At 66.8% G+C, this 14,574-nt stretch carries 17 protein-coding genes; 1 reads left to right on the top strand and 16 read right to left on the bottom strand.

Annotated features, from left to right (window positions below; translation table 11 throughout):
* Positions 1-14: 14 nt before the first annotated feature.
* Positions 15-662, bottom strand: a complete 648-nt coding sequence (locus LRR16_RS02350; RefSeq protein WP_232204678.1) for a type III secretion system chaperone — start codon at positions 660-662, stop codon at positions 15-17.
* A 224-nt stretch (positions 663-886) separates the two neighbouring features.
* Between LRR16_RS02350 and LRR16_RS02345 the strand changes: the two genes are divergently transcribed.
* On the top strand, positions 887-1,621 hold the full coding sequence (locus LRR16_RS02345) for a response regulator (protein WP_156526583.1): 735 nt from the start codon (positions 887-889) through the stop codon (positions 1,619-1,621).
* Positions 1,622-1,682: 61 nt separating this feature from the next.
* Here the strand turns inward: LRR16_RS02345 and LRR16_RS02340 are convergent, their stop codons facing one another.
* From LRR16_RS02340 to sctR, 15 genes are all read right to left on the bottom strand, one after another.
* Positions 1,683-2,336 carry a hypothetical protein gene (locus tag LRR16_RS02340; protein ID WP_232204677.1) on the bottom strand — a complete coding sequence of 218 codons (654 nt, stop codon included), beginning with the start codon at positions 2,334-2,336 and terminating at the stop codon, positions 1,683-1,685.
* Between the two features lie 6 nt (positions 2,337-2,342).
* Entirely contained in the window at positions 2,343-2,960 is a 618-nt protein-coding gene (locus LRR16_RS02335) for a hypothetical protein (protein ID WP_232204676.1), read from the bottom strand.
* 109 nt (positions 2,961-3,069) lie between these two features.
* Positions 3,070-4,662, bottom strand: a complete 1,593-nt coding sequence (gene sctE / locus LRR16_RS02330) for a type III secretion system translocon subunit SctE (protein WP_232204675.1) — start codon at positions 4,660-4,662, stop codon at positions 3,070-3,072.
* Positions 4,659-5,324 carry a SycD/LcrH family type III secretion system chaperone gene (locus LRR16_RS02325; RefSeq protein WP_232204674.1) on the bottom strand — a complete coding sequence of 222 codons (666 nt, stop codon included), beginning with the start codon at positions 5,322-5,324 and terminating at the stop codon, positions 4,659-4,661. The genes sctE and LRR16_RS02325 overlap by 4 nt, the downstream gene beginning before the upstream one ends.
* Positions 5,325-5,348: 24 nt before the next feature.
* Positions 5,349-5,972, bottom strand: coding sequence for a hypothetical protein (locus LRR16_RS02320; protein ID WP_064576883.1), 624 nt, complete (start codon positions 5,970-5,972; stop codon positions 5,349-5,351).
* Between the two features lie 47 nt (positions 5,973-6,019).
* Positions 6,020-6,421, bottom strand: a complete 402-nt coding sequence (locus LRR16_RS02315; RefSeq protein ID WP_064576884.1) for a hypothetical protein — start codon at positions 6,419-6,421, stop codon at positions 6,020-6,022.
* Between the two features lie 194 nt (positions 6,422-6,615).
* Positions 6,616-6,873, bottom strand: a complete 258-nt coding sequence (locus tag LRR16_RS02310; RefSeq protein WP_006577085.1) for an EscE/YscE/SsaE family type III secretion system needle protein co-chaperone — start codon at positions 6,871-6,873, stop codon at positions 6,616-6,618.
* The gene (gene sctD, locus LRR16_RS02305) at positions 6,873-8,096 is read right to left on the bottom strand and encodes a type III secretion system inner membrane ring subunit SctD (protein ID WP_232204673.1); all 1,224 of its coding nucleotides are present in this window, start codon (positions 8,094-8,096) and stop codon (positions 6,873-6,875) included. Before sctD ends, LRR16_RS02310 begins: the two co-directional genes overlap by 1 nt.
* 7 nt (positions 8,097-8,103) lie before the next feature.
* On the bottom strand, positions 8,104-9,609 hold the full coding sequence (locus tag LRR16_RS02300; protein ID WP_232204672.1) for an EscC/YscC/HrcC family type III secretion system outer membrane ring protein: 1,506 nt from the start codon (positions 9,607-9,609) through the stop codon (positions 8,104-8,106).
* Positions 9,606-10,037: a hypothetical protein gene (locus LRR16_RS02295; RefSeq protein ID WP_232204671.1), complete on the bottom strand. Its 432-nt coding sequence runs from the start codon at positions 10,035-10,037 to the stop codon at positions 9,606-9,608. Before LRR16_RS02295 ends, LRR16_RS02300 begins: the two co-directional genes overlap by 4 nt.
* A 119-nt stretch (positions 10,038-10,156) precedes the next feature.
* Positions 10,157-11,512: a lytic transglycosylase domain-containing protein gene (locus LRR16_RS24480; protein WP_370646744.1), complete on the bottom strand. Its 1,356-nt coding sequence runs from the start codon at positions 11,510-11,512 to the stop codon at positions 10,157-10,159.
* Positions 11,513-11,555: 43 nt separating this feature from the next.
* Complete coding sequence (locus tag LRR16_RS02285) at positions 11,556-12,803, bottom strand: EscU/YscU/HrcU family type III secretion system export apparatus switch protein (RefSeq protein WP_232204670.1); 1,248 nt, start codon at positions 12,801-12,803, stop codon at positions 11,556-11,558.
* Positions 12,800-13,591: a type III secretion system export apparatus subunit SctT gene (gene sctT / locus LRR16_RS02280; protein ID WP_232204669.1), complete on the bottom strand. Its 792-nt coding sequence runs from the start codon at positions 13,589-13,591 to the stop codon at positions 12,800-12,802. Before sctT ends, LRR16_RS02285 begins: the two co-directional genes overlap by 4 nt.
* Complete coding sequence (gene sctS / locus LRR16_RS02275) at positions 13,592-13,861, bottom strand: type III secretion system export apparatus subunit SctS (RefSeq protein ID WP_232204668.1); 270 nt, start codon at positions 13,859-13,861, stop codon at positions 13,592-13,594.
* Positions 13,858-14,508 carry a type III secretion system export apparatus subunit SctR gene (gene sctR / locus LRR16_RS02270; protein WP_232204667.1) on the bottom strand — a complete coding sequence of 217 codons (651 nt, stop codon included), beginning with the start codon at positions 14,506-14,508 and terminating at the stop codon, positions 13,858-13,860. Before sctR ends, sctS begins: the two co-directional genes overlap by 4 nt.
* Positions 14,509-14,574 lie beyond the last annotated feature (66 nt).

The raw sequence follows: 14,574 nt of genomic DNA, 5'->3' as shown, positions 1-14,574 counted from the left end.
CACTGGCCCAGCGATCAGCGGTGATGCAGATGCGGGTGGTAGCGTGGTTCCGTCGCGGCCGGCTTGGCCGGGGCCCTGGAACCGGGCTGACCGGCGCCCGGCGAGCCGGGTTTCGCACCAGGTGCGCCAGGTGCGCCTGGCGCGCCGGCGGCACTGCCGGGGGCGGGCGGCCGGCCTGCCAACGGACCGGCCGGCAGTGCGTGGCCTGCTCGGGTTCCGGCCTGGCCGGCCGGTTCCGCCTCCGCGCCGTCGGCATCCGCACCGGCGATCCGCGCCGACCAGTCCTTCTGCATCAGGATGAAGTTCCCCAGCATCGTCTCCAGCACCGTGCGGTCGATCTTCGCCAGCGGCATCGTCTGATGCAGGATCAGCGTGCCGGACTGCGGCTCCAGCCCGAGCGCCGCGCCGTGGTCGCGCAGCGGTTCGACCCCGGTGGCCAGCATCTCGCCGACCAGTTCACGGCCGAGCCGCTGCGGCAGTTCCTCGGCGATCAATCCGACCAGCACCAGATTGTGGTTGTCGTCATCGCGGCGGAAGGTGATCGGGTACTCCTCGTCGACGCGGATATGGCACAGGCCATCCTCGTCGAACGCCATTTCGGGAATCCCGATCGATTCGCCGAACTCCGCCAGCAGGCGGTCAAATCCATCCAGTCTGTTCATGTCGCGCTCCAGTGGCGTCGTTCACACCTCGATCCATGGCATCGATCGAACTCGATACCGGGTGTCGATGCTGCCGATCGGCGGCCCTCATTTCCATCTCATCGTTCCATCATTTATTGCTCATTGTCGCTACCTAGACTGGCGCCATCCTGAACCGAGGGCCATCGAGCCAACACCTGGCATCGGACGCGACTCGGATTCCGGCATCGTCTTCGGAGCAACACATGACTATCCCAACGTTGAACAGCCTCGCCGTACTGCCTCGGCTGGTGCAGTCGGCGCGCCGCCCCATTGCCGCGCACCTGCCCGCGACGCGGGTGGTCCTTGTCGACGATCACGCCGTGATGCGCGAGGGCCTGAAGTCCCTGCTGACCAAGGCCGACCCGACCGTCGATATCGTCGGCGAAGCCTCGGACGGCCACGGCGCCGTCCATGCCTGCCTGCAGCTCCATCCCGATCTGATTCTGATGGACCTCCAATTGCGCTCGCTCGACGGCGTCGATGCCATTGCGACGATTCGCCGCAGATGGCCGAGCATCCGGGTCGTGGTACTGGCCGGCCTGCATTCGGAGAACCGGGCGGCGGCCGCGCTGCGCGCCGGCGCCCACGCCTACGTGCTCAAGCGCAGCAACCTGGAAAAGCTGATGGCGGCGCTGCATGCGGTGCGGCAGGACATGGCCTATCTCGATCCCGACATCGATCTCGAACAGGTCGACGCGATGCGCCGCGCCGACGGGAACGACGGCAGCCAGGTGGCCGCCGCGGGCCTGACGCCGCGCGAGCGTCAGATACTGAAGCTGGTCGCCGAGGGACACACCAACCGGCGTGTCGCCGAGCGCCTGTCGATCAGCCTGAAGACCGTCGAAACGCATCGGATGAACCTGATGCGCAAGCTCGACGCCCATCACGTCGCTGACCTGTCCAAATGGGCGCGGCGGCTCGGCCTGATCGACATCTGATCGGGCCGATTCGGCAGCCACGGTCCGGGCCATGCCGCGCGGACCGGGCTGCGCCGTAGCGTCATGCGGCATCACCGCTGTGCCGGCCGCCTTGCCGTTGGCCGCCCCGCATCCGATAGCGAACCCGCACCATGCCAGCATCGTCTTCCGGCCAGCATTGCGCGCCGAGCTTGCGATAGAGCGACAGCAACCGCCGCCCAAGCTGCTGCTCGTCGACATCGCCGCGATCGCCCCCATCGCCCCGATCGCCCCGATCGCCCCGATCGCCCCCATCGCCCCCATCGCCTCCGCCCGCTTTGCCCTCCATCAACGGCACCAGCCCTTCGACCGTCTGGACCTCCGGCACCGATCGCTCGATCGCATGGATCAGCGATACCAGCGCGCGCATCGCGCCGCCGACGTCGCCTGCGGCGCTCGGCGGAGCCGGCGAATACGGCGAATACGACGAATCCGACGAACTCGATATGCCGGGCCCGCCGTACGCCGCGACGTCGTACGCCGCGATATCGCAGATCAACAAGGTGCCCTGCTCGAAGCGGTAGATCAGATCCAGGCCGCCAAACCGCACCCGGCGCCCGAGTTCGAACGCCGACTCGCCGAGATAGGCCATGACGGTCTGCAGGCCGCGCGACAGCAGAAAGCCGGTGACCGGGTCTGCCGGCACGACGGCCGCGGCCCGCGGCGATTCGCTGTCGGAATGGTTCGGCGCGGCCACGATCGATTACCGCGGGGCGACCGTGGCCTTGATGGCCGCGATCATTTCCTGTGTCAGCTGGCCAGCTTCACGCAGATATTGATCGTGGTGCTGGTCGGCGTTGTCGCGTGCCTTGCCCGAGTCGCGCGCCGCCGAGTCCGAAACGTTGCGCGCGAGATCGGCATGGATCTGCGCCTCCTCTGCCTTGCCGCGCGTGCCGGCGGTGACGATCTGCCCGACCATATTGCCGATATTGCCGGCCGGGGTACCCAGATGGGATCCCATGTCCGCGCCCATGCCGAAACCCATCGCCGGATTCCTGGCGCCGTACACGCCGCCGCCGATGCCGCACAGCAGGCTGAATCCGCCGGTGACGATCCCGGTGATGCCGCTGCCCACCTCGGCGCTCTTGCGCTGGTCCTTCGCCTCGATGGCCCGTTGGTAGGCGAGCTTCTGCAGGTCCGCCACGTTCTTCTCGAGCGCCGCATGGCACTCCACGTAGGTGTTGTACAGCTTCCTCATCAACGCCTGGAATTCCAGGATCATGGCCTGGGCCGATTTTGTCTCGCTGCTGGCCGCCGGCGCTTGCGGCACGGCGATCGGCTGCTGCGTCGCGACGCCGGCCGGATTGGTGATGATGTTCATCGTTGCTGCTCCTGTGAAATCAGTGAAATCGCTTCCGCGATGTCGGCGGCGGCGGCCTGCCGATGCGGCGCCACCGCCCGCTTCTTGAAAAGGGAACGACTGTCGGCAATCAAACGCCGGCGGTCACCGCCTGCAGTGCCACGTCGCGAACCTCGCCGATTGCGTTGGTGATGTTCTCGGTATTGTCGATATGGTCCTGGGTGACCCGTTCGAGCGCGTTCTTGTTCTCCTTGATCTGGCGGCCGATCAAGTCGATCAGGAACTGCAGCATCATCGCGTGGATCATCACGCGCTCAATCTCTTCCTTCTTGTTGGCGCCCTCGATGCGCAGCGCATTGACGGTGATCTGCTGCGCCGCCGGTGCGACCACCCGCGCCGTCGTCGACGCCGCCTCCAGCGCGGCCGTGAAATTGACCGCCGCGCGCATCGTCGCCAGCGTCAGCTGCTTCTTGACCTGGTCGATGAAGGTGGACTGGATGACCTCGGTGGTCAATCCGCGCACCTGCTTGGCCGCCTGCCATAGCGACTGCTCGACCAATTTCTGCACCGCCTCGTTGGTGAACGACTTGGCGAAGGCCTCCGCCAGCTTCTGGCTGCCGCCGGCAACCCGCAGCGAATTGCGCAGCTGCACGGCGACATCGTCGACCAGGGTCTGCGCGATGTTCTTGACCAGCTGCGATGCGGCCTCGGCGGCGTCACCCCCCTTCTCCATCGCATTGACCAGCGTCACGCCGACCGAACTGATTCGCTTGCCGCCCTGCTCCACGCCGGTGGTCAGCAGCTCGCCGGCTGCCGTGCCGAGGATCGCGTTGGCCGCCTTGGCGATCCTCGCCACCGAGACCACGCTGGCGAGGCCGGCCACCACGCTCAAGCCCATTTCCCATTTCGCCAGTTCGTCGATATGGTGGCGAAGCTTGCCGGCGAGTTCGGGGTGAGCCATCTCGATGGTCTGCAGCGTGCATTTCGCCAGTCCCACCAGGCCAGCCGCGAGGTCGATGGCACCCTGGGGCTGCCCGGTGGCGATCTTCAACGCGCCGGTCACGACCTGCGCGGCGGCCATGGCCCAGTTCAGCACCAGCCCCAGCACCTGCCCTTTGCCGGCCTTCTGCTGCATCTGCTTCTGCTTCTCGGCGGCCTCCTGCTCCTTGCGTTGCTTCTCTTCGATCGCCGCCATTTCTTCCTTGCGCAGCGCCAGCGTGTGGTCGAGGTTGGCCTTCATCATTTCGGCCGTGAAGATGCCGCTCTCGACCTGCAGTTCCATCAGCACCGCCTCGGGATTCAGCGCGCGCCGATAGAACGCGTGCATCGATTCGGTCGCGCTACCGAGGTCGTTCAGCGCCAGTTGAACTCCCCGTTCGTCCTGCTTCGAAGCCGCCTTCGCGGCACGGAACGCGCCGGACAACACATCCATGACGCTGTCCCACGCGCGCTCGGCGGTTCGACGATCGACCTCGCGCAGCGCCGGCGGCGGTGGCTTCAACAGTGAAGCGGCAAGGGCGGCGGCTCGAGCGACCTCGTCGGCCTGATCGGCCTCCTCGACCGCCGGCCCCGAAGCCACCGGCATGGTGACGCGCGTGGCCGTACTGCCGCCGACCGGGCCGGTCCGGCCGGGTCCGCTCGCCTCCCACTGCGTATCGAGGCGTTCCCGCCTCTCCCCGCCGGGAACCAGCCCGATGGGCTGTAGTGCATTGGCACCGATCATTGTTTTCCTTCCTCCATACCTTCGTACTCGGCCGCCAGCGGCGTTGCGGGCTGCAAGGCCCGCAACGACCGCAACGATTGTTCGGCGAGACCGCGCAGTCCCTGACAGGCGTCCTGCTCCCCGCACCACCCGATCGCGGCCGAATAGGCTTGCGCCGCTTTCTGATAGTCGCCGCACAGCTGCAGGCTGATCCCGGCCAGATAGGGCGGCTTCGGCTCCCACATGCGCAGCTGCGCGCAGCGCGTGAAGCAGTAGATCGCCTCGTCGTGCCGATGCAGCTTCTGCAGGCTCAGCCCCAGCGACAGCCAGTAGTCGTAGCCATGCGGGTCGATCGCCGCCAGCGCAAGGAAGAGCTGCCGCGCGCCTTCGTGATCGTTCGCCTCGTACCGCTGGCAGGCGTACGTGTACAGGACCTCGAGCGCGGCGGCATCGAGCCCGAACAATGCGCGCAGGCTTCCGCCCTCGGCGAAATAGCGCTCGACGCCCTGCCGGGCCGCGATCTGGTCGTCCAGCTCGTTCGGCTCGTCCGGCTCGTTCGGCTCGTTTGGCTCGATCGCTGCGATCGGCTCGTGAGGCGCCGGAGCGCGATCGCCGTCGACGAGGCCGGCGTCTGCAACCGACGCCGCTGCGGATGGGCTTGTCTGCTTCAGCACGCTTTGCACGGTGCTCTCCCCTGGCTTGCGCGATCAGACCTTCGACGTGATCTGTTCCTTGATGCGCTTGACCATGTCGATCAGCGACGTCAGCAGTTGCTGGACCACCTGCAGCAGGCTCAGCGCAATATTGGTCTGCTGCATGTACTGGCTGTTCATGTCGGTGTACTCGGTCTTCTTGATATCCAGGCTGCCGATGGCAGTGCGCAACTGGGCGGCCGAGTATTTCTGGCTCGCGAATTCCTCGAAGCTTGCGTATTTGCGGGGAAAGACGCCGTCGATCTGCAGGTTGTTGTCCCACATGTAGCGGGCGACATCGCTCGGCAACGTGGTGGTCTTGTTCGGATCGGAACCGATGTCCTTGTCGATCGCGATCTGGGTCGCGTTCTTCAGCTTCTCGATCGCGCGCGCCGTTTCGTTGTTCCACTTGTACTCGTCCATGCGCGAGCCGACTTCGAGTCGCTGGTTCTCGATCGCCTGGAACATCATCGCGAAGCAGGCGGAATCGGTGACCGGCTTGGTGTCGTAGTTGCGCGGCACCAGCAGGCCGCCGACAAACGGCGCAGGATCGGCGGTCGTCAGGGGCACTTCCTTGGCAGGCGCGTCGGTTTGCAGCAGCAGCTCCGGATTGGGCCGCGTTTGTATTTGTCCAGGCATTTTTCTACTCCAATTCAATATTCAAGATTCAAGACAGGACGGCCTCGTCATGCAAAACGGCGCACGCGTTTCTTGGGCTTTTCCGCCGTGCCCTCGGCGCGAGGCGGCACCGGAGCGGTTTGTTGTTCATCACCACCCGCACCGAACACCTTTTGCTTGTAGCGTTCGATTTCGCGGCGGTCCTGCGCGGCGCGCAGGTTCATTTCCTTGATCATGGCCTGCAGCTGCTCCATCCGGCCCTGGATGTCATCGCCGTTGTTGCGGCTCGCTTCCAGGAAGGCGGCCAGCGCGGCCAGCTCTTGCGCGGCCTTGGGATCCCTGGCCGCCCGCAGCTGCAGATCGTCGATGCGCCGTTCGATTTCGGCCCAGTCGTTCATCTCCCTTTGCAGCGTCGCGCGCAGACGTTCGAGCGTTTCCACGGCCTGCTTCCACAATTGCTCTTCTTCCATCTTGCTTCTCCATTCGAAGCCCGTTGTGGTGACTCTACGGATCAAGGCTTCATGAATCTATTGAAAAATCCGGGGTGCTAAAGCATTTGGTTTGCGTTCGGGTATTGCGCCAATTCGTTGCCGACTGCGTTGCCGACTGCGTTGCCGAATTGGCCGCCGAATTGGCCGTCGAGTGCGCCAGCCCGACGCGCCGCCTACGCTTGCGTTTCCGCGAGGCGGCGCCAGATCTTGTCGATCGTGCGTGTCCCTGCCGCACATACCTCGCGCAGCGCGGTCAGCCTGGCGAAGGCCTCCGGCGTCTGCGGCTCAAGCAGCTGCGCGTCGATGGCCCGGCGTGCGCGCGCCAGATCGGCGCGCAGCCGCTTGCGCAGCGCGCCGTCGCGGTCCTCGGCAAGACGGCCTTCGATGCTGGTGCCATACACGGCGGGGGTGGCGGTCGGATCGGGTTCCATCAAAGCTCCAGCGGTAGATGCATCAGCTCGCCCTCGCGCTCGAGGTCGATGCCGTTGCGGTCCAGATGCACGATCACGTGGCCGGCCGGCAGCCGGCTGCCGGTCTTCAGCCGTGTGCCGTTGGCCAGATCGAGAAAGGCCAGCTCGCCGCTGCCGCCGAAGCTGACCACCGGCGCGGGAAAGATGCCGGTCTGGATCGACCGGGTCGGGATGTTCTGGAAGATGACCTTGGGCGCCTCGGGATAGGAGCCGGCGAACGCGTGCGTGACCGCGGACAGGCTGCGCTGTCCGCCCTCGTCGAGCACGCCGGTGATCAGGATCAGGTCCTTCTCCCGCGCGACGCTGAGCCGGCCGATCAGTCCCGCATCGCGCAGCATGCCGATCAGCGTCTTGACGCTGGCGCCGACCGGGTCTTCGACCGACCACCGCTGCAGGCCCTGCATCGACGACAGCATCGACACCGCCCGGCGCCAGCGCGCATCGGCGTGGATCGTGCCCTGGATGACCACCGTGCCGCCCGCCGGGCCGGGCCGCGCGCGGGCCTCGCCAAAGCCATGCAGGTTCAGCACGGCCTGCACGTTGCGCACCAGTTCGTCCTGGCACAAGGTGTTGTCGCGATACGGCTTGCCGTGCTCGCGCAGCTTGTCGACCAGCGCGTTGCGCGCACTCGAATCCATGCAACTGCCGCCGAGCACCGTCAGCCCGTCCTGCTGGGTGGCGACGTCGATGCCCTGCTGCCGCGCGCGCTTGCGCCATTCGGCCAGCCATTCGTCGCGATCGACCACGGCGCTGTCCGGCTGCAGCATCCCGTAGGCCCAGATCGCCGCGCCCGCGCTGCCGGACATCAGCAGCACCAGGCCGGCGTAGGCCAGCACGGTCGCCGCCATGCCGCGGCGACCGTCGCGCCGTGGCGGCACCTTGCGCTCGGACAGCGTCCGCTCGGCATCGCCGACCAGCAGCGCAAGGCCACCGATGTCGACAACCTTCTCCAGCGGCAACGGCGCTTGCTCCATCCGGGTGGGCACGCCTTCGATCCATACGGGCACCTCGGTGCGCAGCAACACGCCCTGCTTGGTGCAGTCGAGCACCGCACTGCCACCGCCTTCGAGCATCGCGTCCAGGTCGGGATCGGCACCGCCGATGGTGAACTCGCCCTCGGGCAAGCGCAGCCGGCGTCCGGACAGCGGCCCGCTGAGGATCTTGATCTGGTATCGGTATTTCATGACCACTTCAGTTGAGGGCGTGCGGTTCCGCCTTGATCAGGAACAGGCGCACGACGCTCAGGTTCTCCCGGGTCTCGTTGCGGAACAGGCCGCCGACCAGCGGCAGGTCGCCCAGCAGCGGAATCTTGCGTTGGCCCTGGCGCTGCTTTTCCTCGACGAAGCCGCCGAGCAGCAGGCTCTGGCCCGGCCGCAAAATCGCCTGCGTGGCAATGCCGGAATTGCGCACCTGCGGCAGCTGCTCGATGTTGTTGGCCGGCGGCTCCTGCCTGCCGTCCTGGATATCGAGCGTCAGCATTACCTCCTGCTCCCCTTGCATGTCGATCAGGCGCGGGGTCACGCGCAGCAGCGAGCCGGCCGCGACCGAGGCCAGCTCGGCAACCTTGTTGCCCTGCAGCTTGGTGTAGAAGGTGATGTTGCGGTCGAGCACCGCCTGCACGTTGTTCAGCGTCACCACCGACGGCCGCGACAGCACCTTGGCCTTGGAGTTCTGTTCCAGCGCGTTGATGCGGACGAAGAAGTCGGCGGTATTGCTCAGCACCGTCGAGAAGGTGCCGTCGGCGGCCGCGGCATTGCCGGCGTTGAAGCTGATGCGCGAATTGCCCAGGCCGACGCTGCCGCCGAGATCGAGGCCCAGCTCGCGCATGTCGGCGGCGTCCACGTCGATGATCGCCACCGAGATCTCGATCTGCCGCGGCCGCTGATCGAGCTGCCTGATCAGCTCCGCGTACAGCGGGATATTGGCCTTGCGGTCGCGCACGATCACCGCGTTGTTGCGCGCGTCGGCCGAGAAGGTCGGCTGCGTGCCTGCCGGCGGCACCACCTGCCCGCTTTCGGTCGGCGCCGGGATCGCGCGGCTGCGCACCATTTCGCGCAGCTCGGTGACCACGCCCGGAATCACGACCTGCTGGTCGCGGTAGGTGTACGCGCCGTCGACCGCCGAGGCATAGCGCAGCGGAAAGACCTGCACGACCTCCTTGTTCTGGGTCTGGTTCAGCGTCTTCTCGTCGAGGTCCTTGGCCAGCTTGCCGATCCGCTGCACGCAGACCGGCACGCCGAACACCTCGACCGCATTGAAATTGCTGACCGGCCGCACCGAGCAGGTACCGCCCTTGAACACGCCGGCCTCGCGCAGATACTGCGCCAGCTCGTTCGCATCGAGATAGGAGGGCGTGACGACCTCGGTCCTGACCTCGCCGGCCTTGTAGGCATAGAGCACGCGGCCATCGAAATACCAGGCCAGGTTGTACAGCTGCGCCAGCTGGTCGAGCAGCCGCTCCGGCTGGCGGCCTTCGATCGTGCCGACGAAGGTATCGTTGACGTCCGGGCTGACGATCACCGGCACGCCATAGTTCGCCCCGAGGTCGCGCAGCAGCGCGGCGACTTTCATGCCGCGCGAAGACACGGAGAACTCCGGGCCAGACAGGCCCAGCGGGCCCGATGCCGCCTGCGCCTTCAGCGCAAGGGCGAGGGTCGCGGCAACGATCGACAGCTTGCCCAGCTGCATTGCGTTCATATCAATCTTCCAATATCCGAACCCGGTCCGGACGCCGCCGTCTGCGCGCTTTCCGCCAGCCGGCGCGCCAGCGCCAGTTGCAGCGCAAGCCGTTCTTCCAGTTGGCTCGCTTCGATGTCGTGGTCGTAGCGATGCCACAGCAGCCACGCCTCGCCGTCGATCGCCAGCGCGTCGTCGGTCGCGGCCGGTGTTGCCGCCAGCGACAGCGTCGCGTCATCGAGCCAGCCCTCGGGAGGGTCGCTCCCCAGCTCGATCCGCAGCCCCACGCAGAGCCCGGCCTCGAGCCACCACGCGCGGGCCGACACACCGCCGACCTCGATCTGCGCGGTGGGCCCATTGGCGGCGATCACCGCGACGCTGGGACAGTCCATCAGCTTGCGCAGCCAGGCGTTGGCGCCGCGTTGGCCGGGAAGGGACGGCGGGTTCATCGATGCATCATCGGGTAGTGGCCACGGAGGCGTGATCCGGTCATGACCTGAAAGCCGCGCGCCGGTGCAGCGCGATGGTGGCGATGGCGGTGGTGGCGGCATGGTGTGCAGCAGCGACATCAGGCCGGTCCCCTGCGTACTGGCACCGGAAGCGGCAAGCGCGTCCAGGTCGACCCGTCGACGGACGCATCCGCCGCCATGGCTGGTATCGTGGCCGCCCTGCCGGTCGCCGTCCTGTCGGTCGCCGCCTCCTCCGTCGCCGCGCGGCTCGGCGGCCGCGCGCTCGACGTCAGCACCGCGCCGAGCCAGTTCGACACGGAGCGCAGCGCCGCATCGGCCTGCTGGCGTGCCACGGTGTCGTTGCCGCCGGCCCTTGCCGTGCGGCTCGGCTTGGCGCCGCTGCCTTCGTCGGTCGTGCCACCGTTGCCGCGGACATCGCCGCCGGCCGTCGGAACCGCTCGCAATGACGCTGCCTCGGTCCCCGTTGTCAGGCCGAGATGCGCCAGCACCTTGCTGACGTAGCCTTGCGTTTCGGCAAATGGCGGAATGCGGCGGCCATACTTTTCGACCGCGCCCTCGCCGGCGTTGTAGGCGGCCAGCGCAAGCGTCAGGTCCTCGTCGAAGCGGTTCAGCAGCCAGCGCAGATACTGCGTGCCGGCGCTCAGATTGCTGCGCGGATCGCGCAGATCGGCGGCGCCGAAGCGTCGCCCGGTCGCGGGCATCACCTGCATCAGGCCGACCGCGCCCTTTGGCGAGCGCGCGTTCGGCTGGAAATTGGATTCGACCTTGATCACCGCCCGGACCAGATGCGGCGCGACATCGTGCCGGCGCGCGACTTCGTCGATCAGCTCGTCGTAGGCCGATGCCAGCCGCGTATTCGGCGGCGCCTGCGCCAGTTGCGCGTGGCGCGGCCGCGTCGAGGCACGCGCGCCGGGCAGGTCCCGGCTCGATACGCTGCCCTCTCCAGCCCAACCTGGCTGGAAGGCGACGGTGCGCGCGTGCGGCGCCGCGGGCGCCGGCGGTGGCGCATCGGCGCGGGCCATCGGCGATTCGACGGTCGGCGCGATGGCATCGAGACCCAGCACGCGCGCGTTGTCCTGCCCCATGGCGCGCGCAGCGTGCCGCGCCAGCGTGCTGAGCGCCAGCCGGCCGACATCGACGCCACCTCCGCCGCGAGGTTGCCGGATCGCGGGCGCTGGCGCGGCAGGCGCCGTTGGCATTGGCGACGTCGCGGCAGGCGATGCACCGCGCTCGCTATCGGCGATGGCCCTCGCCTCCCGCTCCGCGGCGCTCTGCACGCCCCAGACATTGCCGAAAGCACCGGCGGGCCGGCCACCGCCCTTGTCGTCGCCAGGCTCCGCTCGCGGCTCGATCGCGGTCCACGCCGCCGCCGGCGCGGGATCGCCGGCGTGAGCAACACCAGCCGTCAGGCCGCCGAGCAAGGCGATCACCGGGACCGCCGTTATCGTCCTCATCACGAAAACGCTCTCCAATTGGGGAACCGTCCCTGGTGCCGGCCTAGCGATCGGCCGGGCGACGGGGTTCGGAACGTGGGTCGCGGCCGCCATCGCCGCGAGGGTCGCCGCGACCGTCCGGGCCCGGCTTCGGGCTGGCGGCGTCGGTATCGGTATCGGAATCGGAATCGGTGCCGGCTTCGGTGTCGCGTTCCGAATCGGCGTCCGGTTCCTCGTCCGGATCGCCGTCCAGATCGCCGTCCAGCGCCTCCTCCGCCTGCCTCATCTCGCTGACCAGGCTCAGGATCTCGGCCACCGGCTCGAACAGCTCGGCGGGGATGTAGTCGCCGACGTCGGTCCGCGCATACAGCCGGCGCGCGACATGGACCTGCTCGACCATCGGCACGCCGGCCTCCTCGGCGATCGCGATCATTCGTCTCGCGCGCGCATCGGCGCCCTTCTCGATGACCTGCGGCAGCGGCGTCTCGCCGGGCACGAAATACAGGCAGACCGCGACATGGGTGGGGTTGCGCACCACCGCGGTCGACCGCTTGACATTCGCCGCCATGCTGCCGCTCTGGATATCGCGATGGATCTCCTTGCGCTTGTGCTTGATGTGCGGGTCGCCCTCGGTGTTCTTGAATTCCTTCTGGATCTCGTCGCGGCTCATCATCAGCTGCCTGGTCAGGCTGCGCTTCTGGAACGCCAGGTCGGCGATGGCGAACACCACGTAGAACAGCACCAGGATTCCCCACAGCCAGCCGATCAGCACGCCGGTGACCCGCAGCCCGCATTCGGTACCGCACAGCGGCAGGAACTGGAAGGAGTAGAGGTAGCGCTTGATCAGCAGATAGAAGGCAATGCTGAGGATCGACACCTTGAGCAGCGACTTGCCGAACTCGAACAGCGAGCGCAGCGAGAACAGCTGCTTCGCGTTCTTCAGCGGACTGACGCGCTCGCCCTTCGGCTTGATGAACTTCGGCGCGAACAGCGGACCGATCTGCGCCATGACCACGCCGACGGTGGCCAGAACCAGCACGATGCCGACCGGCGCCAGCAAATGCAGCATCAGCATGCCGGTAACCGTCGCCACGCGCCCCATGGCGACCCGCAGCGGCTCGCCGATGCTGGCAATCGCCACCTCGATGATGTTCTGGAAGGCGTCGACGATGTCCTCGCCACGCACCCAGAAATAGCCGAGCAGCACCGCCAGCTGGATGCCGGTGGCAATCTCCACGCTCTTGGCGATCTGGCCTTCCTGGCGCGCGTCGCGGATCTTCTTCGGCGTCGGCTGTTCGGTCTTCTCGGTCATCGCATGGTCCCGAGCAGATTGGCGACCACGCCGCCGAACGCGTCGAAGCGCTGCTGGAAGGCGCCGAGCGCGTAGCTCATGCCGATCGCCAGCACGAACAGCGCCAGCGCGCTCTTGATCGGCATCGCGACAAAGAACACGTTCAATTGCTGCGCCGAGCGGTTGACCAGGCCCAGCGCGGCGTCGATCAGCACCATCACCACCAGCGCGGGCAGCGCGAAGCCGATGCACAGCTCCATCATCATCTGCCACTGGTGCGCGATAAACCCGGGGAAGCCCGCCGACAGATGCCAGCCGCCGAGCATCGGCATGCTCTGATACGAGGCGTAGAGCGCGGTCAGCATCGCGTTGAAGCCGCCGCCGGCCAGGAACAGCACGGCAAGGACCTGCGTAAACAGCACGCCGAACACCGACGACTGTTCTTCCAGCATCGGGTTCAGCACCGACGCCATCGAGGTCCCTCGCACGGTGTCGATCACAGTACTGGCCATGTCGATCGCCCAGAACGGAATGGTCGCGCAGAAGCCCATCACCAGTCCGATCACGAACTCCTGCATCACCAGCACGGCGAGGGACGGCACCGACAGCTCGCCGAGGCGGCCCGCGAGTTCGGCGGCATGCCCGAGCTGCATCGGCAGCGCGGGCAGCGCCATCACGAGCACCAGCGCATTGCGGATCAGGCCGCCGCCGAGCGCGCGTGCCGAAAACATCGGCATCAGCACGAGCATGCCGAGTGGACGCAGCATCGTCAGCGCGAGCGTCGGAACGATATGCTGCCAGCCGTCCACCTATTTCCCCATCACGGAAATCTGCTCGAACGCCATGTTCGTATAGCCGATCAGCGTGGCGCCCATCCAGTGATAGGTCATCACCAGCGTGAAGCAGACCGCGATCAGCTTCAGCAGGAACTGGATGGTCTGGTCCTGGACCTGAGTCAGCGCCTGCACGAGGCTGACCAGCACGCCGACCACCGAGGCGACGACCACGACCGGCAGCGACAGCATCAGCACCAGCCACAGCAGGTTCGACGCCAGCTGCGCGATGATTTCGTTGCTCATAGATAGGACTGGATCAGCTGGCCGAGCAACTTTTCCCAACCGCCGATCAGCACGAACACCAGCAGCTTGATCGGCAGCGAGATCGTCACGGGGGACACCATCATCATCCCCATCGCCAGCAGCACGTTGGAGACGATCAGGTCGATGGCGACGAACGGCAGGTACAGCAGCAGGCCGATCTTGAAGGCCTCGACCAGTTCGCTGACGGTGAACGCCGGGATCAGCACCACTAGCGAGTCGTCCGGGATCCGGTTGCGATAGGGCTCGGGCCACATCTTTTCGCCGATGTCCATGAAGAAGCGGACCTGCTGCGGGCTCGCCTTGCTCTTGATGAACTCGCGGTAGGGTTCGAGCACACGGGTTTCGACCTGGCCGAACAGGTCCGGCGCTTCCATCTTGATCGGATTGGCCTTCAGGTTGTCGCCGATCGCGATGCCCACCGGCGCCATGATGAACAGCGTCAGCACCAGCGACAGCCCGTAGATCGCCATGTTCGGCGGAATCTGCTGGATGCCGAGCGCATTGCGCAACGTGGACAGCACGATCGAGATCTTCAGGAAGGCCGTTCCCATCACGATGAACAACGGCAGCAACGACAGCGCGAACAGCAGCAGGATCAGCTGCAGAGGATGATCGGCAAGCGACATGATCTGGTCCGTGGGTGAGCGATCATTCTCGGCATGCCCGGCAAGCGCCGGCATCGGGCCCATGCC

It is taken from the genome of Cupriavidus sp. UGS-1, assembly GCF_021213615.1.
Taxonomy (GTDB): Bacteria; Pseudomonadota; Gammaproteobacteria; order Burkholderiales; family Burkholderiaceae; genus Cupriavidus.
This window is presented reverse-complemented; position numbering and strand designations above follow the sequence as displayed.

Bases quoted from the DNA above. Each gene is read 5' to 3' on its own strand.
- LRR16_RS02350 (WP_232204678.1), bottom strand. From the start codon at position 662: ATGAACAGACTGGATGGATTTGACCGCCTGCTGGCGGAGTTCGGCGAA.
- LRR16_RS02345 (WP_156526583.1), top strand. From the start codon at position 887: ATGACTATCCCAACGTTGAACAGCCTCGCCGTACTGCCTCGGCTGGTG.
- LRR16_RS02335 (WP_232204676.1), bottom strand. From the start codon at position 2,960: ATGAACATCATCACCAATCCGGCCGGCGTCGCGACGCAGCAGCCGATC.
- sctE (WP_232204675.1), bottom strand. From the start codon at position 4,662: ATGATCGGTGCCAATGCACTACAGCCCATCGGGCTGGTTCCCGGCGGG.
- LRR16_RS02320 (WP_064576883.1), bottom strand. From the start codon at position 5,972: ATGCCTGGACAAATACAAACGCGGCCCAATCCGGAGCTGCTGCTGCAA.
- LRR16_RS02315 (WP_064576884.1), bottom strand. From the start codon at position 6,421: ATGGAAGAAGAGCAATTGTGGAAGCAGGCCGTGGAAACGCTCGAACGT.
- LRR16_RS02310 (WP_006577085.1), bottom strand. From the start codon at position 6,873: ATGGAACCCGATCCGACCGCCACCCCCGCCGTGTATGGCACCAGCATC.
- sctD (WP_232204673.1), bottom strand. From the start codon at position 8,096: ATGAAATACCGATACCAGATCAAGATCCTCAGCGGGCCGCTGTCCGGA.
- LRR16_RS02300 (WP_232204672.1), bottom strand. From the start codon at position 9,609: ATGAACGCAATGCAGCTGGGCAAGCTGTCGATCGTTGCCGCGACCCTC.
- LRR16_RS02295 (WP_232204671.1), bottom strand. From the start codon at position 10,037: ATGAACCCGCCGTCCCTTCCCGGCCAACGCGGCGCCAACGCCTGGCTG.
- LRR16_RS24480 (WP_370646744.1), bottom strand. From the start codon at position 11,512: ATGAGGACGATAACGGCGGTCCCGGTGATCGCCTTGCTCGGCGGCCTG.
- LRR16_RS02285 (WP_232204670.1), bottom strand. From the start codon at position 12,803: ATGACCGAGAAGACCGAACAGCCGACGCCGAAGAAGATCCGCGACGCG.
- sctS (WP_232204668.1), bottom strand. From the start codon at position 13,861: ATGAGCAACGAAATCATCGCGCAGCTGGCGTCGAACCTGCTGTGGCTG.
- sctR (WP_232204667.1), bottom strand. From the start codon at position 14,508: ATGTCGCTTGCCGATCATCCTCTGCAGCTGATCCTGCTGCTGTTCGCG.